The sequence below is a fragment of the Paenibacillus paridis genome (assembly GCF_006345825.1).
In the GTDB taxonomy this organism is placed as follows: Bacteria; Bacillota; Bacilli; order Paenibacillales; family Paenibacillaceae; genus Pristimantibacillus; species Pristimantibacillus paridis.
On sequence record NZ_VCIX01000091.1, the window covers coordinates 241475 to 266283 of the forward strand.

A 24809-nucleotide genomic window follows, 5' to 3' on the forward strand; every position below is an offset into this window, starting at 1 on the left:
GAGAGCGGTTCACGCCGATCGCGCAAGATGCTGGGTTTTTTTCAAATATAAGAATTTATAAGTTTGATAGCTTATAAAGGGCTTATATTTCACCGTCATAGCGCCTACAGCGTCCAAAGGGCGCTGTAGGTGTTTTTGCTTGTGCGATGCCCCGCAGCATGGCATAGACTATGCTATTCTTCACCGCCATAATGGTGCTTCCGATAATCATTTGGCGAGCAATTCGTGCGCTTCTTGAATACGCGGCTAAAATATTTCTCGTCCTGGAAGCCGACGAGCTCGGCCACCTGCGAAATTTTCAGCTGCCCGTTCGCAAGCAGCTCCTTCGCCCGTTTAATTCTAACCTCCGCGATAAAGTCGGATAGGTTTCCGCTCGTTTCCTGCTTGAATTTGCGCGAAATGTATTCCCGGCTTAGATAGAACCGCTCAGATATATCCTGAAGCGTAATCTCCTCGTGAGGATGCTGCTCGATATAGCTCGCTATCTCCTCGATCACGCTGCGCTCCTTGTCCTTCCCAGACAACTGCACAGAAATTTCGCATGCCTCTTCATATACCGATCGTTTCCACTGCTCATAATCGAAGCCACCGTTGCTAGTTACAGGCAGAAGGACCTGTTCATCAGCCGAACGGTGCTTGTCTTCTGTATGGTTACGCTCTTGTTTAAACTCCCAAATGGACTTGGCAAGCTCATATTGCTGTCTCCACATGACAAGCTGCTCAAGCGACAGATAGCCATCTTGGTCGAGAATATCGAACCAAGGCAGCAAAGCGCGGCGAATTTGTTCCTTATTGCCGCTTTGAACGGCAAACCGAATTCGTTCCTCATGCTCGCTGAAGAGAAGAGGCGTGTTTTTGTGAGTAGGGACGGCCGCGTCGAACAAATGGCAGTAAGAGTCATTTATGAGCAAGTTTCTACGCAGCAGCGCAAGCTTCGCCTGTTGGTAGGCGCTTGCTGCCGAAGCGGGAAAAAGCGCAGCTTGCCCAAGCCCAAAGTGGAACCTTGTTTTCAACGCCAAAAAAAGCGCATCGTTCATTTCGGCAATCAACGAAGGGGCCAGCTCGCCATCTCCCCAGAACAGCAGCAGCAGCTCATGCCCCTGCCCCCGGTGGCGGAGCGCGAAGCCAAGCTCCTTTTCTTTTAGAAACTCATTGCATATATTCGTAAGCGAGAATAAGAGCAAATCAAGCCCCGATGCAAATTTCTCTCTAATTTCTGGGGAAGTAAGCTCCAATCTGACCAAGCCCATCCGTGCCTGAACAATCGGCTTTGTTATTCCCAGCTCCTGACGCAGCGTTCCGGCAAAGCTTGCGTGCGCAGCGGGATTATGAATGAGCGATGAGAGATATTGCTCCAAATACATCGGCTTCAGTTGGTTAAGCTCCATATTCATTCGGCGCTTGCGCGCACGTTCCTGTTCCTCTGCAAGCCAGCAGTCGACCGCTTTTGTCAGCGCGCTGACAAGCTGCTCAGCATCGATCGGCTTCAGAATATAATCGACGCCGCCGTACTTTACCGCATGCCGCACGAAGCTGAAATCATCATGCCCGCTGATGACGATCATTTTGCTGGCCGGGGCATGCTCCGCGACCCATTGCAGAAGCTCTGTGCCGTCCATGTTCGGCATCATCATATCGGTAAAAATAATTTCCGGCCGCTCGGTACGGATTAATTCCGTAGCAGCTATACCGTCCTGTGCTTCAAGCAATGAATCGATGCCGAACTGATCCCATGGCACCAGCAGGCGAATCGCTTCCCTCACATGCTTCTCGTCGTCAATGATCAATGCCTTCATCGTTCATTCTCCTTTTCCAGCGGAATATGGATCGTAACGGAAAAGCCGTGCGGCTGCACATGGCGCAGCTCCATAGCGGCGCTTCCGTTAACATGCAGGCGCAGCCGTGAAAGCAAATTCAGCAGGCCGATACCGCTTTCATCCTGCTCGCCATGCTGCGCGGGCGCGTGCTGCGGCAGCTGCTCCAGCCGGAGCAGCACCTCCTGCAGCCGCTTCTCCGATACGCCGCTGCCATTGTCCTCGACGGTAATCGTGAGACGATGGTTCGCGACATCCAACTGGCTGATCAGAATCAGATCGGAGGGCTCCTTCGAAGATTGCGCAAAGCCGTGCTTGAAGAAATTTTCGAGCAGCGGCTGCAAAATCATCTTGGGAACGAGCACCTGCCTGGTCTGCTCCTCGATGCGAAGCTGGACATGGAGCGCCGTATCGAAGCGCTGCTTCTGAAGATCGAGGTAAGCCTGCACGTAATCGAGCTCTCGGCTAAGCTCTACCATCGCATCCATCGCATTCATTTGATAACGCATCATTTTACCGAGTGAGGTAATAAGCGAATAAGCTTTTGTATCCCCATGCTGAAGCGAGACGGTGCCGATCGATTGCAGCGCATTATATAGAAAATGAGGATTGACCTGCGCTTGCAGCGCCTTCAGCTCGTTGGTCTTGTTTGCAATTTCAAGCCGATATTCCGTCAAAATTAAATTGTTGATCGTCTGCATCATCGAGCGGAAGCGTCTGGCGAGCAGCCCGATTTCATCGTTGCTGTGAATGTCGATCGACACGTTCAAATTGCCGGTTTCGATCTTATTCACGTAGCCAATCAAGCGCAGCAGCGGCTTCGTAAACCGGATGGAGATGAACAGCGTGGCGAGCACCACGACAGCCAGGAAGGCAACGCCAACGGCCGTATTGATCCGGGCAATCCTGTCGGCAGCGCTAAAGAGATGCTTGTATGGCGTTTGTTTGATTAAATACCAGTCCATATACGGCGTTTTGATCCGGTCGTAAAAAATCATCCCGTCGAAGGCTTCCGCCTCCCAATCGAAATGCCCGTTATCTGAACCGGAGTCCAAAACCATGCTAAGCCAGCTGGGTTGAACGGCCGTCCCGATCTCGTCTGCGTTGGAGGATAAGACGATATTGCCTTCGGCATCCATGATATAGAAGCTTTCCGGGCCGCTGTCATAAAGCTGTCGGTTTAGGTCCTCAAGCACCTGCAGCTTAACGTCAATCGAAAGCTCGGCAAGAAGCTCGTCGCTCGGAGCGCGAAATATCGGTCGATGGAGGGTGAACACCTGTTCCTCGCTCGCGGACGATTTCAAATCGTCGAGACCGTAATTGTGGCTTTTGTGCGTGGGCTCGATATACGCCTTCTTGGCAGCTAATGGTACCGCATTCACATTTTGCCCGACCTTGATGTCGTCATTCCAGAGTAGATAGGTTGCGTTCTGGTTCACGACATACAGCCTTACTTTGTGGAACTCGCTCACGCTTTGATAGATGTTGTACAGGTGATCCTTGAGCAGGTTGCGATTGCGGATGACGTCGGTAATATCGTTTGGAAACACCTCATCCTCCATGCTGTGCTCCAAAATATAATATAAAGAGCGCGGGACGTTCATGGCATTGTAGACGGCCAGCGACTTTTGGTTAATGTTGTTCATGTAGTTCATAATGTTGGTTTTGCCGAGCGAGAGCAGCCGGTTGTTCTTGGCAATCGCTTCCTCTGTTATTGACTTCGTTGTCGCATTATAAGAGATAACCATGGAGGTGGCAATTGGCAAAATCGTGGCTGCGAGGAGCAGCAGCATAAGCTTTTTTCGAATCGTATTAAATGGCTTCACGGTGTTCATCATGGCATTCGCCCGCCTTCTCGTTCATCTCGCTCTTGCCTACACAGTAACCGATGATGCCTCGGATGGTCAATATAGTCCACCTACGTTATCATCATCCTCTGTGTTCCATCGGCTGGACCGGTTTTATACTGTGATTAGCAACAGATCTATTACGGCAGAGGGAAAGAGAAGGGGGACGTAACGATGTCCAAAAAAATGAAATGGTCCGAGTGGATGCAGCAAACGGTATTTGTCGGCCCGGGTCTTATAGCCTTTATACTGATTGTGTTAACGCCGTTCGTGATGGGCTTTTATTACACGTTTACGGAGTGGAATGGGCTTGATTTGGGCAATGCCAAATGGGTAGGAATGAAAAATATTATAAAGATTTTTACGGACGACGAGCGGTTTTGGAAAGCCTTTTGGTTCACAACAAAGTTTACGGCTGCTGCTGTCATCGTAACGAACGTAACGGCGTTTCTGCTGTCGCTGCTGCTGACGCGCAACTTAAAGAGCCGCAACATTTTACGGACGGTGTTTTTCCTGCCTAACGTGATCGGCGGCTTGCTGCTCGGCTACATCTGGTATTTTATTTTTGTGAGAGGCTTCCGGGCGATTGGAGAGGCTACGGGAATCGGATTTTTTAATCTGCAATGGCTGGGTACTCCGGATACAGCATTTTGGGGTATCGTGATTGTGTTCGTCTGGCAGACGGCCGGTTATATGATGATTATTTACATAGCCGCAATGATCAGCGTGCCCAAGGATTTGATCGAGGCTGCCAAAATTGACGGTGCAGGGTCCTGGCAAATGCTTCGCTCCGTTACCGTACCGCTGATCATGCCAGCGATTACGATTTGTTTGTTCCTCACCACGTCCAACTCGTTCCGCATGTTCGACTTGAACCTATCCTTGACGGCTGGTGGGCCGGGCAATGCGACTGAATCGATTGCGCTGAACGTGTACCGCGAAGGGTTGGTCAACAACCGATACGGCCTTGGCACGGCGAAAGCAATGATCTTCTTTATCGGCGTTGCCCTCATTACGGTGACGCAGGTATGGATTACCAAGAAGAAGGAGGTGGAGGCGTAATGGATAACAAACAGCGTTACACGCCGCTTGTCCTGCTGCTGGAGATCGTCGGAATCGCAGTCGCGCTCGTATTTCTGGCTCCGTTTTACTTCTTGATTGTCAACTCGTTCAAGGAGCTCAAATATATTCTGCTCAATGCGGCTTCCCTGCCGGAGAAGCTGGGCTTCGATAATTTTAAGCGTGCGTGGGTGGCGATTGATTTTCCAACCGTGTTTCTCAACTCGTTCATGATTACCTCCATTAGTGTACTGATGCTGGTCGTGGTCAGCTCCATGATGGCTTACCGGCTGGTTCGCCGCCCGACCGTCTTCAACAATTTGCTGCTTACGGTGCTTATTGCTGCTATGATTATTCCGTTCCAATCGGTCATGCTGCCGCTGATGCGCATAACGTCCCTGTTCGAACTGCGCGGGCATCTGTATGGCATCGTCATTTGTTATATGGGGTTTGGCATTTCGTTATCGATGTTTCTGTACCATGGCTTTATTAAATCGGTGCCTCTGGAAGTGGAGGAGGCTGCGGTGGTGGATGGCTGTTCGCCTTACGGAGTATTCTGGCGCATCGTATTTCCGCTCTTGAAGCCAATTACGGTAACGGTTATTATTTTGAACGTGCTGTGGATCTGGAACGATTATTTGCTGCCGGTGCTGGTGGTGAATGATAAGCTAACGACCATTCCGCTGGCGGTTCAGAAATTTTTCGGCCAGTACTTGCGCAAATGGGATCTAGCGATGGCAGCGCTCACCTTAAGTACGATTCCAATTATTTTGTTTTTCCTGTTTTTGCAAAAACACATTATTGAAGGCATTACGGCCGGTTCGGTAAAAGGATAAACATTTTGCTTGAAATATAGGAAAGGATATGATTTCGTCATCCTTTCTCTATATTTCTCGGAATGAAACATGCCGCGCCGGTAAAGGACGGCGACAGCCGCTTCACCTTGAATAAATGGAAGTTATCAACATTTTACACCTAGAAGTACAATATATTCGGTGTTGTGCCACAAGGTTGCACAATTATAATGACGTTGTAAGCGCTACAAAACATTAGGATAGATAAAATTTTCGGGAGGTCATAAGATGAAAAAAATTTCCTTACTGATGCTGGCTGCTATTATGCTCATCGTTCTGGCAAGCGGTTGCGGAAGCAGCAATAACGGCGGAAAGGCTACCAATGCACCGAAGAATACAAATGATACGGGTAAAACGGAAGCTACCGAAGCTCCTAAGAAGGACGTAACGATCAAGGTGTTTCAGTTTAAAGTAGAGATTGCCGATGCGCTGACCAAGATGGCTGCGGAGTATGAGAAAGAAACAGGAGTAAAGGTAGACATTGAGACGCATGGCGGCGGCGAGGATTACAGCGCGCTTCTGAAAGCAGAGCTGGCTGCGGGCGAAGAGCCGGAAATTTTCAACTCCAGCGGCTGGGCGGGCTTTGATCCTTACGTAGACCGTGCGGCCGATCTGACAGGCGAGGCATGGGCCAAGGATTTGGTAGAAGCATCGAAAGCGCAAATTACCCGTGACGGCAAGCTGCTCGGCATGCCGATGAACCTTGAGGCTTACGGCTTCACATACAACAAGGATTTGTTCGCTAAGGCCGGCATTTCAGAGCTTCCGCAAACGCTGGATGAGCTGGAGGCAGCAGCCAAAAAGCTGAAAGACGCAGGCATTATCCCATTCGCGCTGACTTCCGAGTGGTGGTCGATGGGTATCCATACGCTAAATATCGCATTTGCGAACCAAGCAGACCCGGCAGCATTTATCGAGGATGTGAAAGCAGGCACCGTGAAGCTGAAGGACGATCCGATCATGAAGCAGTGGATTCGCCTGGTGGACATTATGTTCGCCAACGGGCAAGACAACGCGCTGACCACGGATTACAATACGCAAGTAGCTGAATTCGCAGCAGGCAAATATGCGATGATTCAGCATGGCAACTGGATTCAAGGCATGATCGACGAAATCGACCCGGCGCTCAATCTGGGAATGATGGCGGTGCCGCTTCTCGACAAGCCAAACGTATTCACTGGCGTACCGAACAACTGGATCGTAAACAGCAAATCTGATCAAGTGGAGGAAGCAAAAGCGTTCCTGAACTGGATGGTTACCTCGGAAACAGGCAAAAAATACATTGCGACCGACTTCAAGTTCGTACCGGCGTTGTCCTCGATTGAGCCTAACCCCGAGGCAGTCGGCAAAATCGGCGGCGATTTCGCAACGTTTGCGAATGCTAACCCTGCTCAGGTGAAGGGCTGGAACTGGGATCGCTTCCCGGATGGCATCACTCAGCAATGGGGAGCTGCGATGCAGGAGTACCTCGGCAAACAAATCACCAGCGATCAACTGCTTGAGAAATTTGACAAAGCGGTACAGGATATCGTGAAAAAATAACAAGACGAAGCGAGGCTATCCCGAAGTAGTTGCAGACTACGGAGAGACAGCCTCGCTTTTCCTTTGGTTATTGCCTTTATAATAAAGGTTCGAGCGGATAGGCAGATCGCATAAGCCAAATTGGCTATTGAAGTATAATCGAAGAAACCCAGCCATAACTATACAGTTGAGAGACAGAAACTCAGCAGCGTAGATAAGGCGGGGATCGTATGGTGATGACGAGATGGTTAAGCAAAGGCGCGGCAAAGCTGAGGCGTCTGCTATTACAAGGCTGGCAGGCCATTTATCGTTTATTTATACAATCGAATCGATACATGGCGACGCATCAAATATTGACGGGCTATGCTCAGCATATCGGAGAGCGGGAGGAGCAGCAGGATGCGTATGGTTTTTCTTCTCTGGTGGATCAAAGATTGAGCAAGGGTCATGGTCTGCTAGCCGTGCTTGCTGATGGTATGGGCGGTTATGAAATGGGCAAGGAAGCCGGGCAGCTTGCGGTTGAGACGATGCTGAGCGTTTATGCTCATAAAGCGGAATGGAGCAGCGTGCCAGAGGCGTTGGAGCTGTCCATGCATTTTGCAGGCCAAGCGGTTTATGAGCTGGCGCTTGAACATAAGCTGGAGTGGCGTGTGGGTACGACGCTTGTGGCGACTGTGATTCGTGAGGGGCGCCTGCACTGGATATCTGTAGGCGACAGCCGCATATATTTGTATCGCAGCGGCGTGCTTGCTCCGTTGACGCGGGATCACATCTATGCCAATCGGCTGTATGAGCGGGTACTCGCTGGAAAGCTTACGCTGGAGGAAGCGGAGTCGCACCCGGACCGATACTTGCTGACCAGCTATTTGGGAATCCCGAGCGTGACTGAAATAGATGCTAGCCAAAGGCCGCTGCAGCTGCACGAAGGCGATTGGGTTCTGCTCTGCAGCGACGGCCTCTACGAGGATTTAACGGAAGAGCTGCTGGAGGAAGCGGTTAAACTCTCCCCGCAAAATGCAGCCGATTATATCCTTCATTATGTTTTAGAGAAGCAGAATCCATACCAGGATAATGCAACGCTATTGATTTTGGCCTATGTCCAAGCATAGCCTGCGGCTTTGTTAAATTTAAGGCATCTGATAAAAATTTGGTTAGAATGATGGGCCAAGTGGGTATTATAGGGTAGAACAACGGAGGAGGCAATCAAAATGATAAACGAGCATGATCAACATAAACAGAAACCAAATAGCTTGGCAACCGAAAAGGATATTGATCCAGCGTTTGGCTTATTTACGGAGGAAGTGCCAGAGGGTGCCGTATCAGAGGCATCGGAGCTTTTGCTAAAGCAATATCCGAAAGAGAATGGGCATGTGCATGAGCCCCATGTTCCTTATCCATTGGATGCCCGAAACGAAGTGGACACCCCCGAAGAGATTTCGGAGGAGCTGGCCGCGGTTCCGGATGCGGATCTCATTTCGAAGGACAGTCCCGTTGACCCTGCATCCCCGGGCGAGGAGTTCCATGGCACGGATTTGCTGAACGGAGTCGGCCGTCATCCCGAGGAAGAGACGGAAGATCTTTAATTGACTGAATAAACGTAAAGGGACGCCGCGGCGTCTCTTTTTTTTGCATCATATCACTTAAGGTGATGGAGAAGGCGGAGCATCATGCCCAATTACGATTTTCCATTTACCGTCATCCGTTAATCTCACTTGGAAATCTGAAGTTGTTGCACCCATAACTTTTGTAACCATTTCGGCAGTAATCCGGTATTCCGCTTTGTTTATTTTTTTTATCTCTATGATCTTTTTCAATTCAACATGATCGGTTTTAAGCAGCTGGACATATTCGGTCTTTCGAATATCATCATCTGTGAATCGAGCATCAAGTGAATACTTAATGATACTGCTTACATCTTGGTTACTGACCGCTGTAATAAGGTTTTTAAATGTATACATAGAGGTTATGCACAGCCAAGAGATTTACGTTTGCTTTGACGCATGTGGTACAATAAAAGGAACAAATGTTCTTTTTGGGAGCGGTAGACGAGACGTTATGCTAATGAATGATACGGTTACGATTTCAGTGAGACACTTGGTCGAATATGTATTTCTTAGCGGCAGCATCGATGTTCGGCTTAATACGATCGATACGATGCATGAGGGCACGAAGGCACATCAGAGAGTGCAGCGCACGTATAATGAGCAGGATCATAAGGAAGTTTATGTAAAAGCGGATATCCAGGTGGAGGATCTGCTATTTGTCGTGGATGGCCGCTGTGACGGGCTGCTGGGAACCGAGCCGCTCTTGACCATTGACGAGATTAAATCAACTGGCGGCGATCTCGACCGGATTACGGAGGATGGATATCCTGTGCACTGGGCGCAGGCGCTATTCTATGCCTATATGTATGCGAAAGAGCATGAGCTGCCGGCTATGCGCATTCAGCTTACCTATGTGCAGACGGAAACGGAGGAGGAACGGCGGTTTGTAAGGGAGGCCAGCTATGAGGAGCTGGAACAGTACGTTCATGAGGTTGCTGCGCGTTATGCGCCTTATGCCCAGCTGCGCCGAAGCCATGAACTTGCCCGCAACGAGAGCATAAGCGGGCTTGATTTCCCTTTCGATACGTATCGGGCAGGGCAGCGTAAGCTGGCTGGAGCGGTATATAAATCTATTGATGAGGGCGTGCGCTTGTTCGCCAAAGCGCCTACGGGCATCGGTAAGACGATCTCGACGACTTATCCGACGATCAAAGCGATCGGTTTGGGCATGCTGCAGCGCTTTTATTATTTGACGGCGCGAACGACGACGAGAGCAGCGGCCGAGGATGCTCTGCTATTCATGCGCGACAAGGGACTCCACCTGCACGCGGTCACCATTACAGCGAAGGATAAGATTTGCTTTCAGGAAGAAGTACGCTGCGAGAGGGAGCATTGCCCTTATGCGGATGGGTATTATGACCGAATCAATGGCGCGGTCCTTGATATATTGGAGCAGGAAACCATCATGACGAGGCCTGTCATAGAGGCTTATGCCCACAAGCACAAAGTATGTCCGTTTGAGTTTTCGCTGGATTTGGCTTATGCCGCGGATGCGGTCATCTGTGATTATAATTATATATTTGATCCTCGCATTTCATTTAAGCGCCAATATGCCGAGATGAAAAAGCGAACGGCTCTGCTCGTGGACGAGGCGCATAATCTGGTCGACCGGGCGCGCGAAATGTTCTCGGCCGAGCTGACCAAGGCTCCTTTTCTGGCGATGCAGCGTGAGTTGAAGGGAGTCCACGGCGAGGGTTACCGCACGGCGAAGGCGATAAATGATTATTTCATTGCGCTGCGCAAAAGCAGCGACGGGGCGCCGCATTTGGTCGAACGGCAGCTGCCGGAGCAGCTGGTTGCGCTCGCAGAGAGCTTTGCATCAGCAGCCGAGCAAGCGCTAGCCGCAGGATTGGGTGCAGGCGGACAGCTGCTTGATCTGTATTTTCATGCGCAAAACTTCATCCGCACGGCCAAGCTGTTCGATGAGCGTTACGTCGTTTACACGGAGCTATCCAAAAACGATGTCCGGCTTAAGCTGTTTTGCCTAGACCCGTCGCTGCTGCTGCAGCAAATGGGCAAGGGCTACCGCTCGCATATTTATTTCTCCGCTACGCTCTCGCCGGTCTCTTATTATATGGATATGCTTGGAGCGGGAGAGGAGGATTACACGCTGACGGTCCCTTCGCCATTCTCCAAGGATCAACTGGATGTAATCATCAAGCCGCTTTCGACCCGATACCATGACCGAGATGTGTCGAAGCAGCCTATTGCACAATTGATTTTGCAGCTTATGAAGGAGCGGCCGGGCAATTACTTTGTCTTCTTTCCATCGTATGCTTATATGAATGCGGTTTATGAGACGTATATGGAGCTGAAGGAATGGTCAATACCGGCTGGCTCTGCGTCCGACGCGGAGGTGCTGCTGCAAAGGCCCGATATGTCGGAAGAGGAACGAGACAGCTTCCTGAAGACGTTCGCGGGGGACAAGGAACAATCGCTGATTGGCTTTGCCGTCATGGGGGGCGTGTTCTCGGAGGGTGTGGACTTAGTGGGCGACCGCTTGATCGGTGTCATTGTGGTCGGCGTCGGGCTGCCTCAGCTTGGGGTGGAGCGGAATATGCTGAAGGATTATTTTAACGGACAGAACAAGAACGGTTATGATTATGCTTACGTCTATCCCGGAATGAACAAGGTGCTGCAGGCTGGCGGGCGATTAATCCGGTCAGAGAACGATCGCGGCACGCTTGTGCTTATTGACGACCGGTATTTGCAAGCCCAGTACCAGCGTTTGCTGCCTGAAGAGTGGAGACCGGATTTACATCGCGGAGTCTGAATCGGCGTTAACCGTTTTTTTTGGAAAGCAGCGATATAGCCCCGAATTTTCTCTCGGCAAAAGCAGCCATGGATAAGGTAAAGAGCAGACCGAGAAGCGATCCGCAAACGGACAGCGGAATGACCCATACCAGCGGAGGCTGCGTGAAAAAAGGAATGAGCGAAACGGCTAAAATCGGCGGCGCGTTCCATTTAAATTGATGGATCAAGAAGATCACGATTAATAAAGTGAACAGCAGCGATACTACGCCAGTGCTCCAGAATACGAACAATGAGCCGATTAGGGAGGACAACACGGCGCCAAAAGCGATTTTGCGTATTTCTTTTTTCTCGAACGGCCGTGATATAAAGAGCAGGCTGAAAGCGCCAAGCGTCGGGAAAAACAGGGATTGCATATACGGGACATGCAGGGAAATCCAATAGATTAAAATGATATACAAACAAATAGCATAAGTTCGGATGCGCATGCGGGCGTTCTCCTTCTCTCTTCATCAAATACCGGTCAATGTTGACTCAGCATGTAATATTCTACGCCTCCTGTTCTTGTACCGTCAATCACCTAGATCTGTCATTTCGTAATCGGCTTTCTGCGCGAAATCAAAAAAAATGCTCATCCCTGAGAGGATGAGCATGGGGAAAGGAACGGTTTGATGCTGCTGCATAAAGGGCAAACGTTGTTTCGACAAGGAGAGAACGGCTCGCTCTATCACTTAAAAAGCGGACTGCTCAAGATCGTTCGCGTCTATGAGGACGGAAGCCCGTTCCTCGTTAATATTATTGTGCCGGACGAGATCATTCCCCATCATTCGCTAATTACCCCTATGCCGTACCATGGAACGGCGGTCGCCCTCCTTGCCTGCGAGGTCGAAGCGGTCCCGCCGCAGCAATGGTACGGAGAGCTTGCGCAAAATCCGGAGAAAAACCGAGAGATCGCGCTGCTGCTCCAGGGCAAGCTGCGGATGATGCAGCAGCGGATTGACCAGCTTACCCAAGTCGCTCCAGCCGATAAGCTTAGCAAGCTGCAGCAATGGTTCGCGGCGTACATCGGACCGGCTGCAATCACAGACGTGCTCACACAGGATGAGATTGCTCAGCTTATCGGATTAAGGCGGGAGACGGTCAATCGGCTGCTTCGGGCATCAATGAAGCAAAAATAAACAATTTCATTTCTGGACTCAAACTCATGCCGCGAGCTTGCCTTACATAAGTTGAACTAAAGTTTTTTGTGGTGGCCGCTGCATGAGTAGATCATTCTTACGATCGCGGTTGTAACCAGATTCTTTGATTGGATTAGACATTTAAAGGTAAGAATCCGGCTACAAAGGCGAACACTTCGTTTCTCCAGAACGATCTTCTCACTTCGCTTAAACTTCGTTTTTTAGTTCAACTTATATAGCCCACTGCGGCTGGCTCTAGGCTAGCGGCTGGGCCAAAAAATTCAAAATGAATGTCTGCTTCGGGTACTCCCAATTGCCGCAGTGACTGGTTGATGGTCGCCATAAAGGGTGTTGGCCCGCAAAAATAAAAAGATCGGTCGGTGTCTGAAAGGACAGATCTTAGCCAAGGCAAGTCGATATAGCCCTTCTTATGGAAGCGCTGCTGTTCCTCATCTAGCTGTGTAGGGTTTGCATAGCAGTAATATACAGACAGCTGCGGATGCTTGCTTGCCAGCGCGTTGACCTCGTTTCTCAAGGCATGAACCTCGCCGTTTTGGGCGGCATGGATAAAGGTGACATGGCGTTCTGGATAGCGCTGCACGAGCGTGTGAAGCATGCTGAGCATTGGCGTCAGTCCAACTCCCCCGCTCAGGAGCACAACCGCTCGTTGGTCTGTCGTATCGAGTACAAAATCGCCGGCGGGTGCGGAAAGAGACAAGCTTGTTCCCGCATGGGCACATTGATGAAGGTAGGTGGAAACCGCACCTTCGGGACGATCACCATCGCCTGCCTCATGTTTAACAGAAATGCGGTAATGGCCTGCATTAGGCGCATCGGATAGGCTATATTGGCGAATCTGGGTATGCTCCGAGCCAGCCTGCTTGATCCTCACGCTTACGTATTGCCCGGGGTCAAAGCTAGCCAGGGGACCGCCATCCTCCGGAACCAAATAAAAGGACGTAATCACCTCGCTTTCCTTCACTGTACGCTCGATGCGAAAGGAGCGAAAGCCTTCCCAACCGCCAAGTTGGGTGCGCGCTTGCTCATACATGTCCTTCTCGATGCCGATAAAGGCATCCGCAATCATCCCATAGGCTTCTGCCCAAGCATTCAAAATGTCATCGGTAGCGGCATCTCCAAGCACCTCTTTGATGGCCATAAGCAAATAGTTGCCGACAATCGGATAATGCTCTGGCACTACGCCAAGGCTGCGATGCTTATGTCCAATTTGCTTCACGACCGGAAGAATTGCGCTCAGGTTGTCGATATGCAGCGCTGCCGCGTATACGGCATTCGCCAAGGCGGTTTGCTGCCGTCCTTGTTTCTGGTTAGCGTGATTGAAAAGATTCAGCAGTTCCGGGTGATTTGTGAACAGCAACTGGTAGAACCTCTTTGTAATCGTCACGCCGTGAACCTCCAAAACAGGCACAGTCGACTTAATAATGGCAATGGTTTTTTCGTTTAGCATGTGAACCCCTCCACCTCTCGTTTGTAACGGATAAGGCTAGTATAGTGGGAGAAGCGTATGGCTCTTGTGATTATAATCACAATAATTTGCAACAATTTGTGACAGGCGGACCGATTCATAGGCACAAAAAAGAATGCGTTTTCGGGTCTTGACAGTATTTTCAACCAATGGTAAAGTGACTAATATATTTTAACGAGAGGAGGATTACGTTCTATGGGTACAATCAATCATGTTAACTTTGTTGTTGCTGCTGTGAACGATCGTTTGAACTTGAATAACGTAATCCATCCGCGCGTCGAATCTCTTTAATGAAGGTATTCCGATCATTAGAGGCGCATGGTTACGTCACCGTAATCATGCGCCTTTTCTATGCTCGCGAGACACGACTGCAGTCTGGTTGATACTCGCACAGGGAAGAAGTGTGTCGTTACGGCGGCGCGCTTCTTTTTTTTGCAACTATAGGCACTTATTAGGCTTCTTATAGTGGGCCAGCCTATATTTCAAAGCGCAGCATTGCCTTGCCTCCAATCGGCAGGTTCGGCTGTTGCGTGGTATTCGGGAATTGATTAAAGGTTAACGAAGCTTGGATGGATAGCGGAAGGTGTGGTAGAAAAGCATGTTTAGCGTACTCAAAAAATTAAGCTGGTTTTTTAAATTGAATTGGAAACGGTATACCGTTGCGATTTCACTTCTTATTTTCACGGGATTTATTGATGTTATACCGCCTTGGCTAATTGGGTATACGATTGATGGCATCCATCAGGATCTGCTGGGGCAGGCTGATTTCAACCGCGTGCTGTACGGCTGGATTGCGCTGACGATTGTTGGTTATATCATTACGTACATATGGCATTATCAGCTGTTTGGCGGGGCCTTCGTGCTGGAGAAGCTATTAAGGTCACGTTTGATGGGCCATTTTCTGAGGATGACGCCGACCTTTTATGAGCGAAATCGCACGGGTGATCTCATGGCGCGCTCGACGAATGATCTTGGAGCCGTAGCGACGACAGCAGGCTTCGGCATCTTGACGCTGATCGACTCCACACTGTTCATGATTACGATATTGATCGTGATGGCTGGATTAATCAGCGTGAAGCTCACGCTGGCAGCGCTGCTTCCTTTGCCGTTGATGGCGCTGGCTATGAAGCATTATGGCAAAAAAATTCATGAGCGGTTCATGGATGCGCAGGATGCGTTCGGCGAGCTGAACGACCAGGTGCTGGAATCGGTATCCGGCGTTCGGGTAATCCGGGCGTTTGTGCAGGAAGAAGCAAGTGAAGCGCGTTTTGGCGCGAAGACAAATGAAGTGCTGAATAAAAATATCGCCGTTGCCCGCATTGACGCCCTATTTGAGCCGACGATGAAAATTTTGGTCGGAACGAGCTATTTGATCGGGCTGTGTTATGGCGGCTACTTAGTTTTCCACAATGAGATAACGCTTGGAGAATTGGTTTCCTTTAACGTATTTCTGGGGATGCTGATCTGGCCGATGTTCGCCATCGGCGAGCTGATCAACATTATGCAGCGCGGTAACGCTTCGCTCGACCGTGTCAGCGAGACGCTTGGCTATAAGCCGGATGTTGCCGATGCTAGCGCTCCGGTTCATGTCAACGAGCCTTCTTCGCTTTCGTTTGACAAGGTGACGTTCCGTTATCCGTCCTCAACGGTCGATAACTTGAGCCAGGTTTCCTTTACGCTGAATCAAGGCCAGACACTCGGCATTGTGGGCAGGACCGGAAGCGGGAAGACGACGCTTCTGAAGCAGCTGCTTCGCGAATACCCGCTTGGAAAGGGAAGCATCAGCATATCGGGAACGCCAGTGGGCAGCCTGAAGGTTGATGATTTGCTTGGTTGGATCGGTTATGTTCCGCAGCAGCCCGTTCTCTTCTCCAAGACGATTCGTGAAAATATTTTCTTCGGACTCAAGGAAGGTACCGAAGAGGATTTGCAGCGTGCGCTGGAGCGAGCATCGTTCGCGAAGGACATTAAATTTTTGCCGGATGGGCTGGCAACGATGGTTGGCGAGAGAGGCGTAGCATTGTCCGGTGGACAAAAGCAGCGCGTAAGCATTGCGCGCGCGCTCATCGCCGACCCGGAGATTCTGTTGATGGATGATGCGTTGTCAGCCGTTGACGGGAAGACGGAAGCCGAAATCATTGAAGGCATCCGCACCGAACGGGCAGGCAAAACGACACTCATCACGACGCATCGCTTATCAGCAGTGCAGCATGCCGACTGGATCATCGTGCTCGATGAGGGTAGGGTTGTCCAAGAAGGCACCCATGAGCAGCTGCTCGAGAGCGGCGGCTGGTATCGCGAGCAATATGATCGCCAGCAGCTGGAATCTATTATTGAAACGTAAGAAATTGGAGCGTGAAGAACAATGGGCAATACAGGAAAACGATTGTTTCAATACGCCATGCTTTATAAAAAACCGATCATGCTCGCGCTTCTGCTGCTTATCTTAGCGGTATGCGCCGAGCTTGCCGGGCCGCTAATCGCCAAACGGATGATTGACCAGAACATTCTCGGCATCGAGAAAAAGTGGCATGAGGTTGAGGGCAAGCAAGATTTTGCAGTCCTTTATAAAGATATATGGTATAAGCGTGAGGATCACTTTGCAGCTTCCGAGGCGAAGGGCAAAGAGGTTCGCGTGCTGCAGGTAGGACGCCAGTTTTATTGGCTGAATGATACGCTTGTATCCGATCAAGGCAAGCGCACGGTCGAGGGGAATACGTTGACCGTTACGGACAAGGACACGGGGGAGCAAAACGCTTATCCGGTAACAAAGCTTACGAATCCGGAGCTCTACTCGTTCTATAAACCGGAATTCCCTTCATTAATGAAGCTAGCCTTCATGTATTTTGGTTTCTTGCTGCTGGTCGCAGTCTTTACTTACGGACAGCGTCTTATGCTGCAAACGTCGGCGAACCGTATCGTTCGCAAGCTGCGTACCGATATTTTTGCGCATACGCAGCGGCTGCCCGTCAATTATTACGACAACTTATCGGCGGGCCAGGTTGTCTCTCGTGTCACTAACGATACCGAGGCGATACGCGAGCTGTATGTTTCGGTTCTGGCCAACTTCTTCACGGGTATTATTTATATGGCGGCAATTTATGGGGCGCTGTTCTTGCTGGATGTCCGGCTTGCGCTTATTGCGCTTCCGCTCATACCGATTCTGATCATCTGGATTATCGTCTACCGCAAATTTGCGGCCAAGTACAATCGGATTATTCGCTCGAAGCTTAGCGAAATAAACGGTATGATCAACGAATCCATTCAAGGGATGACGATCATTCAAGCCTTCCGCCGCCAGAAGGAGACAACGAAGGAATTTGATGAAATGAACGAGCATTATTACAAGTACCAGAATAAACTGCTCAGCCTCAATTCCATCACGTCGCATAATCTTGTTAACGTCGTTCGGAATGTTTTGTTCCTAATCGTACTCTGGATGTTCTGGGGCGATTCCCTCCGGGGCGCGGTATCGGTTGGCGTGCTGTATGCGTTCGTTGATTACATGAACAGGATGTTTGCGCCAATCGTGGGCATCGTTAATCAGCTGTCGAATCTTGAAACGGCCCGCGTTTCCGCTGAGCGCGTATTTAAGCTGATGGACGAGGAAGGCATCGATATCGTGCCTGGCAAGATGGAGCGCTACAAAGGCGAAGTGAAATTCGAGGATGTTTCGTTTGCCTACAAGAAGGATGAATATGTGCTCAAACATATTTCCTTCCATGCCCGCCAAGGCCAGACAGTCGCATTGGTTGGTCATACCGGCTCCGGCAAAAGCTCGATTCTAAACCTGCTGTTTCGCTTCTATGATTCGAATGAGGGGAAGATCATCGTCGATGGCACGGACGTGCGCGATATTCCGAAGCAGCTGCTTCGCCAGCATATGGGCATTGTACTGCAGGACCCGTTCCTCTTTACGGGTACGATCGCTTCCAATATTAGCTTGGATAACCCTGAGATCAGCCGTGAGAAGATTGAACAGTCGCTCCGCGATGTTGGAGCGTATGAAATGTTCAACCAACTGACAGGTGGCATAGATGCTCCGGTTATCGAGAAAGGCAGCACGCTATCGGCCGGTCAGCGGCAGCTCATTTCTTTCGCGAGAGCGCTGGCCTACGATCCGGCGATTCTGATTTTGGATGAAGCGACAGCCAGCATTGATACAGAAACGGAAGCAATCATTCAAAAGGCGCTTGATGTACTCAAAAAAGGACGGACAACGTTTGTTATTGCGCATCGCCTGTCTACGATCCGCAACGCGGATCAAATTCTGGTGCTGGATCGCGGCGTGATCGTAGAGCGCGGCAACCACGACGAGCTGATGGAGCAGCGCGGCAAATATTTCGCGATGTACCAGCTGCAGCTTGGAGCGGCGCTTCCTGCATAAAGGCAACGAAAAAGAAGGCAAACGGGATCATTCCCGTTTGCCTTCTTTTGTGTTTTAAGTGCTTAGGTCTTGAAGCGGCCGATAGCTTCATTAAGGGTAGAAGCCAAGTTGCGCAGTTGCTCGGACGAGCTGGCGACCTCCTGCATGGAAGCAAGCTGCTCCTCCGATGCAGCAGCCACGCGCTGCGAGTTGCCAGCAGCGCTGGCTGTGATCGTCTCCAGTTCATCGAGCGATGCGGCGATCTGCTCGCTGCCGGCCGACATTTGCTCGGACGCTGCGGACACTTCCTGCACCTGGCTGGAAACATCACGAATGGATGTGACGATGGTGCGGAACGACTCGCCGGCTTGGCTGGATACGGCCGAACCAACGCGAGCAGCTTCTACGGATTGCTCCATCGAAGAAACGGCTGTTGAGGTGTAGCTGCCAATGCTGTGCAGAATGGTCCCGATTTGTTCGGACGACTCTTTCGACCGTTCAGCAAGCTTGCGGATTTCATGGGCTACGACAGCAAAGCCCTTGCCGTGCTCTCCGGCACGCGCTGCTTCAATGGAAGCATTCAGCGCAAGCAGGTTCGTCTGATTCGCGACATCGCCGATTAAGCCAAGAATGCTGCCAATTTTATCGCTTTGCTCTTTCAGCTCATGCAACGTTTCTACCGTCGAGACGACATTGCTCTCAATCGTTTGCATTTGCTGGAGCGTCTGCTCAATGACGGTTTCGCCTTCCGAAGCAAGCGCGGTCGTCTCGGCTGCGAGGTCAGATACGGAGGAGGAGGATTCAGCGATGCGCTGAATGCCAATCGTCATTTCCGTCATCGCCCGCTGGCACTCTTGGAAGCTTTGCAGCTGCGTTTCCGAGCCGGAAGCGACTTCTTGAATGGCTTCCGTTACTTCCTCGGTTGCCCGCGATGTTTGCTCCGCGCTTTGCTGCATATTGAAGGCTGATCCTGCCACTTCGTCTGAAGTCGTGCGAATATTGCTGGTTAGCTCGCGCAGGCTGGCGATCATTTCGTTAAATGCCATGGATACCTGGCCGATTTCATTGTTCCCTTTCACGGCAACGGCAAGCGTCAAATCCCCTTTGGCTGCCAGCGATGAAACTTCGGCAAGCCTTTTAAGAGGCTTCAGCACCATACGGATGAGAGCGATAATAATGCCGATGGCGATGGCGGACAAGAGCACGGCAATGCCGATGCTTTGCCAAAGCATTGCGGACATCGCATCGTTTATTTTTTTATAGTCAATGTCGATACCGAATATACCGATGAATCTGCCGTTGGGTGTTTCAACTTTGGAGAGATAGGTTACCCACTCTCCAAAAGCGTCCTCAACAGGAGCGGTCACGACAGACCCGTTTTTCAATGCCTTGTGTACGTCCTCTTCGAAGGCTGGCGTCATTTCATAGTCCTGGCCGGGCCCGAGGCCTGCGGCATTCAGCTCCTCGTTGCTTTGCATCATTTTCAGATAGGATTTTCCGTCTTTCTCAATGATGTCGGGCATGTAGACGTAAGCATTGGATACGATATCATTTTTGATCATCACGTCAAGCTGCAGCTTGAGAAGCTTAAAGTTGTCGTTGTCCGTGGCATTTCCTGCCGTGATTTCTTTATGGCCGAAAGCAAGCAGATCATGGGAAGCTTCCATTTGGTAACTAAGTGTTTCGCCTATTCGCTCGATTTCAGACAGATAGTTTTGCTTCTGTGTGTTATAGGACAAATATTCCGTGACACCAATAACCATAACTAATAGAAGGGCTAATACGATAGAGCTGGTAACGACTAAGCTTTTGTCTTTCAAACGTAACATGGGACCACACCTCTTAATTATTAGTTAGTTATGATAATATATCGTCGAAGAATGTCGAAAAATGTAGATGCAAACTGATTTCCAATTTTCGACAGTGCCTGATGTCAAATCTGTTCTCACAATATCAAATTAATATTAGATAAGTGCAGGGCTTAATGTTAGAAAAGTGTTCAATTATAGAAGAACGAGATAAATAAATCGTGATATTTCGATTAGCGTTGTCGATAATTAGCAAATCGTGCAAAAGAATTTGGTCTATTCAGCCAACTTTCAGCGGGTTTTAAAGAAGACTTAAGTATTGCTGGCTATGCTAGGTCTTGTAACAACAAATCGAAAGTGAGAGGTGGAGTTAAATGATGAATAAAGCGAAAGCAATTACGGCAGGTGCCATTGCACTAACTTTGGCACTTGGAGGCGGAAGCCTATGGGCAGGCCAGCTTGTTCATGCGGCGGCTGCAAGCAACGGCAAACCGGCAGTGCAAAGCACACAGTCAGACAATGGCGCAGCTAAGAAGGATCGTGCAGATAAACGTGGCGGCTTCGGACGCGGCTTTGAACAAATACATGAGCAATTGACCGCTTACTTAGGATTGGATGAAGCAGCGCTCCAGACGAAGCTGGAAACCTTGACCCTCTCGGAGATCGCGGTGGAGCAAGGCAAAACACGCGCTGAGCTGAAGGAGAAGCTGGTAGAATGGCTGGAAGCTGCGGAAGCCGAGGCACCTGCGAAGACGGAAGCCGGTACGACTGCGGATGCAGATCAACAAACGGATGCCGGGAAACAGCTGGCGAAGCCGGATGCTGCTGCTATCGCAGATAAATTGCTTGATTCCAAAGGCTTTGGCTTTGGCAAGCAGGGCGGGGGAGGCGGCAAAGGCGGCTTCGGTCAAAATCTTACAGCAGCGGCTGCTGCGCTCGGCCTAACTGCGGATGAACTGAAGGCAGAACAGGCAGCGGGCAAGACGCTCGCAACTGTTGCAACGGAAAAGGGCATTGAGGTGCAAACGGTCATTGATGCGCTTGTGAGCGACCAGAAAACGAAGCTGGATGCTGAGCTGGCAGCGGGTTCCCTTACGCAGGACCAATACGATTCAAAATTTGAAAAGGCGGTTGAGCATGCAACGCAGCATGTTAATGGCTTGCTGCCGCAGCGTGGTGAAGGCGGAAGGGGCGGCTTTGGAGGCGGCCTGGATGTTTTTGCTACAGCGCTAGGCTTAACGGAGGACGAACTGAAGGCGGAGCTTGAGTCTGGCAAGACGCTTGCGGCTATTGCAGCAGAGAAGGGCATTGCTGTCCAAACGCTGATTGATGTGATCCTAAAGGACAAGCAAGCCAAGCTGGCTGAGCAGCTGGCAGCGGGTACGATTACGCAAGAGCAATATGATACGAAGCTTACAGAAGCAACAGAGCGTGCGACTAAACAAGTCAATGGCGAGCTCCCTGCGCGTGGCGAGAATGGTGGCAAAGGCGGCCATGGCGGCAAAGGGCCGCGCGGAGAACGTCCGGATGAATCTGCTCCGCAGGCGACAACAGGCACGGATGCAGCGGCGGCGGATTCTTCGAGCGCATAGGTTAGCGCTGGAGTTTAACATGGGTTAGCTATCTCAGGCATAGGAAGAAAAGGAGCTGTCTCTTCAGGTCATCGACCGGGAGACGGCTCCTTTTCTAATGCTGTACGGGTATTTCAACATGCGTGCCGAGCAGAAGCGCGAGCTCTTGCGGGGGAAGCGGCCTGCTGAAAAGGTAACCTTGCAGCTCATCGCATTTCAGCTCCTTGCAGAACCTCGATTCGTCGTCGGTCTCTACGCCCTCAGCGACTACTTTCATATTCATGCTATGGATCAATTGGATAATCGCTTTGACAATCGAAGATTTCTTCTCGTCGCTCGTAATGCCTTGAATGAATGAGCGATCCAGCTTTACGTCCGAGATCGGCAGCCGTTGAAGCTGATTCAGGGAGGAATAGCCGGTGCCGAAATCATCAATGGAAATTTGAATTCCCAGTGCGCGAAGATATTGAATGGTCTCAATGACCTGTTCCATATTTTGCATAAAAACGCCTTCTGTAATTTCTAGACTGACATATTGCGGCTCAAGCCCGGTATCCTTCAATGCCTTCTCGATCATTTCGGATAACTGCCCTTGGTAGAAGTGCCTCGCCGAAATGTTCACGGATACGCATATCCGCTGCAAGCCTGCATCCTGCCAAGCTTTATTTTGACGGCATGCCTCGCGGAAGACCCAACTGTCGATTTCCAATATAAATCCTGATTGTTCTGCAAGTGGAATGAACTTATCCGGCGGAATCATGCCAAGCGTCGGATGCCGCCAACGGATGAGCGCTTCAATCCCGCATAGCTCGCCGGTAGCCGCATTCATTTTGGGCTGATAATGCAGAGAGAACTGGTTTTGTTGAAGCGCAGGATACAATTCATTTTCCAGCTGCATCTTCTCGGTCATCGTGGAGACCAGCTGTGGCGTAAACAGGCGGTAGCAGCCATCTCCCATCTCCTTGGCGCTGTACATAGCAATATCGGCATTGCTAATGATCGTATCCATGTTGTCGCCATCCTGCGGATAATGGCTGATGCCTACACTAACCGTTAGAAAGAGCTGTGCGTCCGCCAAGACAAAAGGCTCGTTAAAGGAATCCACGACCGCTTGCCCTTTATCGCGGATAGCGGCTTCATCCTCATAACGCCCCACGAATACAAATTCATCTCCGCCCAATCGGAAAACCTTGCAATCCTGCAGCGCTGCGGCTTCAAAGCGCTCTGCCGCCTTCTTCAGCAATTGATCGCCAACCGCATGGCCAAGTGTATCGTTAATTTGCTTGAATCGGTTGATATCAGCGAACATGACTGCTATCGGTTGTTCGGATACGGCATAGCTATCAATCATTTCTTGTACATATAAGGTGAATTGCAAGCGGTTAGGCAATCCTGTCAGCATATCGTAATAAGCAAGCTGGTGGAGCCTCTCTTCTGATTGCTGCAGCATGATGGCCTGGGCTTCTAGCCTTTCATTGCTATTTCGGGCCTCTTGAAACAAATGAATGAGATTGTTCGACATCTGCTTGAAGTTAATAATTAACGATTGAATTTCTACGAAGCCGCTGGCAGGCCATACAACGGTATCCGATTTTTCGAGAGTGAGCGGAAGATCGGTAGTTACCGCAGCTAAATGCTGCAAGCTTTGGGAAAGCCAGCGGTTAATTAAATAAGCAAGAATAGCCGCAAAGATGGCAAGGCCGATTAAATAGTAGAAATGCGTTAAGTACTTAGAAAATAAATAGTTCTGATAATGTTTGATCGGCAGCTCAATATAGATTTGAAAACCACTGGCTGAAACGTTGTCTTTGTACACAAAATGTCCGTCATGCCAGGTTTGCAGCTCCAGTGTATACCTTTTTTCTGGAGGCATGGTTAGCAGCAATTGCGGGTTGACGGCAGTTGTCCGTTTATCGGCTTCGTAATGAAGGAGATGGCCGATTAGGCTGGTATGGCTCGATGCTATAACGGTATAAGCAGAATTGGTAAAGCTAATAACAAGATCGCTAGGCGAGCTTTGCAGCAGGCTTTGGAGGAAGCGAGCTTGTTCTTGAACGGTTACGCCGCCGTTCATAGGCTGCCACTCATTCCAAATGTCCAGGATGCGATTCGCTTCACTTGAGGAAAGGCGCTGTGCATACATACACGCTTCTTTGAATGAGCTGATGCTGTTTACATAGATATTGAGCAAGAAGGATAGGAATACGATGCCAAGGGAGAAATGAAATAGAACCCTGCTGAATGAGCGGGGACGGCGGTTGTCGAAGGCAAAGCCGCTCCATTTGCGCAGAGGAAAGTATTGTTGAATCATTTCGGCGAACAGGGCATTGAACATGCCGTTCATAGCGATAATACAGGTAATCAAGATCAAATCTTTCGAGGCAAGCGTAGAATTGACAGCATGAAGACTATAGGCGGTTGGCATGCCGATCAGAAGCCAGAATACAGCATCAAGCCGGAACAAACGGTTTTTGAATCTGCCGAGGAAGATGCCGATTACGGCGGCTTCGGCCAATAATAGAAGATGATAAGCAGGCTGGTCAAAAAGGAAGATTCCGATGCACGGAACAAACACTGCCATAAGCATTCCTGGTACGAAACCGAATATGCGTAAGCCAAGCAGCACAAACAGGCTGGTTAAGGAGAATGTGATCCCGTACAAAAATTGGAAGTGCATGGATTCGGATGCTAGTGCAAGCAGCAGTAATAGTGTAAATGCGAAAGCAATCGTACGGGGGTTATGCTGCTGTTGAAGAAAAGGGTTGCTCACCTGCTGCGGCCTCCTGAATGTGTGACAAGATAGGTATGCGTTAAAAAGATATCCTGAGCGCCCATGAACAGGACGAGTGAGAGTGCTTTTGAATATTTTTCCTATTATTCGACATTATTTTTGGAAATCCTGCTTGTTAAAAAGGATAAGCCGTAGGAAATGAACCGTTTGTCAAACGAT

Annotated in this window: 17 protein-coding genes; 10 read left to right on the forward strand and 7 right to left on the reverse strand. The window is 50.0% G+C overall.

Annotated features, from left to right (window positions below):
• Positions 1 to 173 precede the first annotated feature (173 nt).
• Together FJQ58_RS21170 and FJQ58_RS21175 are read right to left on the reverse strand one after the other, a co-directional pair.
• Positions 174 to 1796 carry a response regulator transcription factor gene (locus tag FJQ58_RS21170; protein ID WP_139996803.1) on the reverse strand — a complete coding sequence of 541 codons (1623 nt, stop codon included), beginning with the start codon at positions 1794 to 1796 and terminating at the stop codon, positions 174 to 176.
• Positions 1793 to 3652, reverse strand: a complete 1860-nt coding sequence (locus FJQ58_RS21175; RefSeq protein ID WP_139996804.1) for a cache domain-containing sensor histidine kinase — start codon at positions 3650 to 3652, stop codon at positions 1793 to 1795. Before FJQ58_RS21175 ends, FJQ58_RS21170 begins: the two co-directional genes overlap by 4 nt.
• 183 nt (positions 3653 to 3835) lie before the next feature.
• Between FJQ58_RS21175 and FJQ58_RS21180 the strand changes: the two genes are divergently transcribed.
• From FJQ58_RS21180 to FJQ58_RS21200, 5 genes are all read left to right on the forward strand, one after another.
• Positions 3836 to 4723, forward strand: coding sequence for a carbohydrate ABC transporter permease (locus FJQ58_RS21180; RefSeq protein ID WP_139996805.1), 888 nt, complete (start codon positions 3836 to 3838; stop codon positions 4721 to 4723).
• The gene (locus tag FJQ58_RS21185; protein ID WP_139996806.1) at positions 4723 to 5556 is read left to right on the forward strand and encodes a carbohydrate ABC transporter permease; all 834 of its coding nucleotides are present in this window, start codon (positions 4723 to 4725) and stop codon (positions 5554 to 5556) included. The genes FJQ58_RS21180 and FJQ58_RS21185 overlap by 1 nt, the downstream gene beginning before the upstream one ends.
• Positions 5557 to 5802: 246 nt before the next feature.
• Positions 5803 to 7116 (forward strand): ABC transporter substrate-binding protein, encoded by a 1314-nt coding sequence (locus FJQ58_RS21190; RefSeq protein ID WP_139996807.1) that lies wholly within the window; start codon positions 5803 to 5805, stop codon positions 7114 to 7116.
• 209 nt (positions 7117 to 7325) lie between these two features.
• Complete coding sequence (locus tag FJQ58_RS21195) at positions 7326 to 8204, forward strand: PP2C family protein-serine/threonine phosphatase (protein WP_139996808.1); 879 nt, start codon at positions 7326 to 7328, stop codon at positions 8202 to 8204.
• A 99-nt stretch (positions 8205 to 8303) separates the two neighbouring features.
• Positions 8304 to 8678 carry a hypothetical protein gene (locus FJQ58_RS21200; RefSeq protein ID WP_139996809.1) on the forward strand — a complete coding sequence of 125 codons (375 nt, stop codon included), beginning with the start codon at positions 8304 to 8306 and terminating at the stop codon, positions 8676 to 8678.
• A gap of 57 nt (positions 8679 to 8735) precedes the next feature.
• On the opposite strand, the gene FJQ58_RS21205 is transcribed toward FJQ58_RS21200, so the two are convergent.
• On the reverse strand, positions 8736 to 9053 hold the full coding sequence (locus FJQ58_RS21205; protein WP_139996810.1) for a hypothetical protein: 318 nt from the start codon (positions 9051 to 9053) through the stop codon (positions 8736 to 8738).
• Positions 9054 to 9156: 103 nt separating this feature from the next.
• Between FJQ58_RS21205 and FJQ58_RS21210 the strand changes: the two genes are divergently transcribed.
• Positions 9157 to 11472: a helicase C-terminal domain-containing protein gene (locus tag FJQ58_RS21210; protein ID WP_139996811.1), complete on the forward strand. Its 2316-nt coding sequence runs from the start codon at positions 9157 to 9159 to the stop codon at positions 11470 to 11472.
• A gap of 7 nt (positions 11473 to 11479) precedes the next feature.
• Here FJQ58_RS21210 and FJQ58_RS21215 read toward each other — a convergent pair whose 3' ends face one another.
• Positions 11480 to 11938 carry an HPP family protein gene (locus FJQ58_RS21215; RefSeq protein WP_139996812.1) on the reverse strand — a complete coding sequence of 153 codons (459 nt, stop codon included), beginning with the start codon at positions 11936 to 11938 and terminating at the stop codon, positions 11480 to 11482.
• Positions 11939 to 12121: 183 nt separating this feature from the next.
• Between FJQ58_RS21215 and FJQ58_RS21220 the strand changes: the two genes are divergently transcribed.
• Entirely contained in the window at positions 12122 to 12628 is a 507-nt protein-coding gene (locus FJQ58_RS21220; protein ID WP_139996813.1) for a Crp/Fnr family transcriptional regulator, read from the forward strand.
• Positions 12629 to 12854: 226 nt separating this feature from the next.
• Here FJQ58_RS21220 and hmpA read toward each other — a convergent pair whose 3' ends face one another.
• Positions 12855 to 14096, reverse strand: coding sequence for an NO-inducible flavohemoprotein (gene hmpA, locus FJQ58_RS21225; RefSeq protein ID WP_139996814.1), 1242 nt, complete (start codon positions 14094 to 14096; stop codon positions 12855 to 12857).
• Positions 14097 to 14712: 616 nt separating this feature from the next.
• On the opposite strand from hmpA, the gene FJQ58_RS21230 reads away from it, so the two are divergent.
• Positions 14713 to 16458 (forward strand): ABC transporter ATP-binding protein, encoded by a 1746-nt coding sequence (locus FJQ58_RS21230; RefSeq protein ID WP_139996815.1) that lies wholly within the window; start codon positions 14713 to 14715, stop codon positions 16456 to 16458.
• Between the two features lie 21 nt (positions 16459 to 16479).
• Positions 16480 to 18501 carry an ABC transporter ATP-binding protein gene (locus tag FJQ58_RS21235; protein ID WP_139996816.1) on the forward strand — a complete coding sequence of 674 codons (2022 nt, stop codon included), beginning with the start codon at positions 16480 to 16482 and terminating at the stop codon, positions 18499 to 18501.
• Between the two features lie 62 nt (positions 18502 to 18563).
• On the opposite strand, the gene FJQ58_RS21240 is transcribed toward FJQ58_RS21235, so the two are convergent.
• Positions 18564 to 20309 carry a methyl-accepting chemotaxis protein gene (locus FJQ58_RS21240; protein ID WP_139996817.1) on the reverse strand — a complete coding sequence of 582 codons (1746 nt, stop codon included), beginning with the start codon at positions 20307 to 20309 and terminating at the stop codon, positions 18564 to 18566.
• A 356-nt stretch (positions 20310 to 20665) separates the two neighbouring features.
• Between FJQ58_RS21240 and FJQ58_RS21245 the strand changes: the two genes are divergently transcribed.
• Entirely contained in the window at positions 20666 to 21880 is a 1215-nt protein-coding gene (locus FJQ58_RS21245; protein ID WP_139996818.1) for a hypothetical protein, read from the forward strand.
• A 94-nt stretch (positions 21881 to 21974) separates the two neighbouring features.
• Here FJQ58_RS21245 and FJQ58_RS21250 read toward each other — a convergent pair whose 3' ends face one another.
• Positions 21975 to 24629 (reverse strand): putative bifunctional diguanylate cyclase/phosphodiesterase, encoded by a 2655-nt coding sequence (locus FJQ58_RS21250; protein WP_139996819.1) that lies wholly within the window; start codon positions 24627 to 24629, stop codon positions 21975 to 21977.
• Positions 24630 to 24809 lie beyond the last annotated feature (180 nt).

What these genes read in the sequence shown, in the direction of transcription:
- FJQ58_RS21170 (WP_139996803.1), bottom strand. Translation starts at nt 1,796, where the DNA reads ATGAAGGCATTGATCATTGACGACGAGAAGCATGTGAGGGAAGCGATT.
- FJQ58_RS21175 (WP_139996804.1), bottom strand. Translation starts at nt 3,652, where the DNA reads ATGATGAACACCGTGAAGCCATTTAATACGATTCGAAAAAAGCTTATG.
- FJQ58_RS21180 (WP_139996805.1), top strand. Translation starts at nt 3,836, where the DNA reads ATGTCCAAAAAAATGAAATGGTCCGAGTGGATGCAGCAAACGGTATTT.
- FJQ58_RS21185 (WP_139996806.1), top strand. Translation starts at nt 4,723, where the DNA reads ATGGATAACAAACAGCGTTACACGCCGCTTGTCCTGCTGCTGGAGATC.
- FJQ58_RS21190 (WP_139996807.1), top strand. Translation starts at nt 5,803, where the DNA reads ATGAAAAAAATTTCCTTACTGATGCTGGCTGCTATTATGCTCATCGTT.
- FJQ58_RS21195 (WP_139996808.1), top strand. Translation starts at nt 7,326, where the DNA reads ATGGTGATGACGAGATGGTTAAGCAAAGGCGCGGCAAAGCTGAGGCGT.
- FJQ58_RS21200 (WP_139996809.1), top strand. Translation starts at nt 8,304, where the DNA reads ATGATAAACGAGCATGATCAACATAAACAGAAACCAAATAGCTTGGCA.
- FJQ58_RS21205 (WP_139996810.1), bottom strand. Translation starts at nt 9,053, where the DNA reads ATGTATACATTTAAAAACCTTATTACAGCGGTCAGTAACCAAGATGTA.
- FJQ58_RS21210 (WP_139996811.1), top strand. Translation starts at nt 9,157, where the DNA reads ATGAATGATACGGTTACGATTTCAGTGAGACACTTGGTCGAATATGTA.
- FJQ58_RS21215 (WP_139996812.1), bottom strand. Translation starts at nt 11,938, where the DNA reads ATGCGCATCCGAACTTATGCTATTTGTTTGTATATCATTTTAATCTAT.
- FJQ58_RS21220 (WP_139996813.1), top strand. Translation starts at nt 12,122, where the DNA reads ATGCTGCTGCATAAAGGGCAAACGTTGTTTCGACAAGGAGAGAACGGC.
- hmpA (WP_139996814.1), bottom strand. Translation starts at nt 14,096, where the DNA reads ATGCTAAACGAAAAAACCATTGCCATTATTAAGTCGACTGTGCCTGTT.
- FJQ58_RS21230 (WP_139996815.1), top strand. Translation starts at nt 14,713, where the DNA reads ATGTTTAGCGTACTCAAAAAATTAAGCTGGTTTTTTAAATTGAATTGG.
- FJQ58_RS21235 (WP_139996816.1), top strand. Translation starts at nt 16,480, where the DNA reads ATGGGCAATACAGGAAAACGATTGTTTCAATACGCCATGCTTTATAAA.
- FJQ58_RS21240 (WP_139996817.1), bottom strand. Translation starts at nt 20,309, where the DNA reads ATGTTACGTTTGAAAGACAAAAGCTTAGTCGTTACCAGCTCTATCGTA.
- FJQ58_RS21245 (WP_139996818.1), top strand. Translation starts at nt 20,666, where the DNA reads ATGAATAAAGCGAAAGCAATTACGGCAGGTGCCATTGCACTAACTTTG.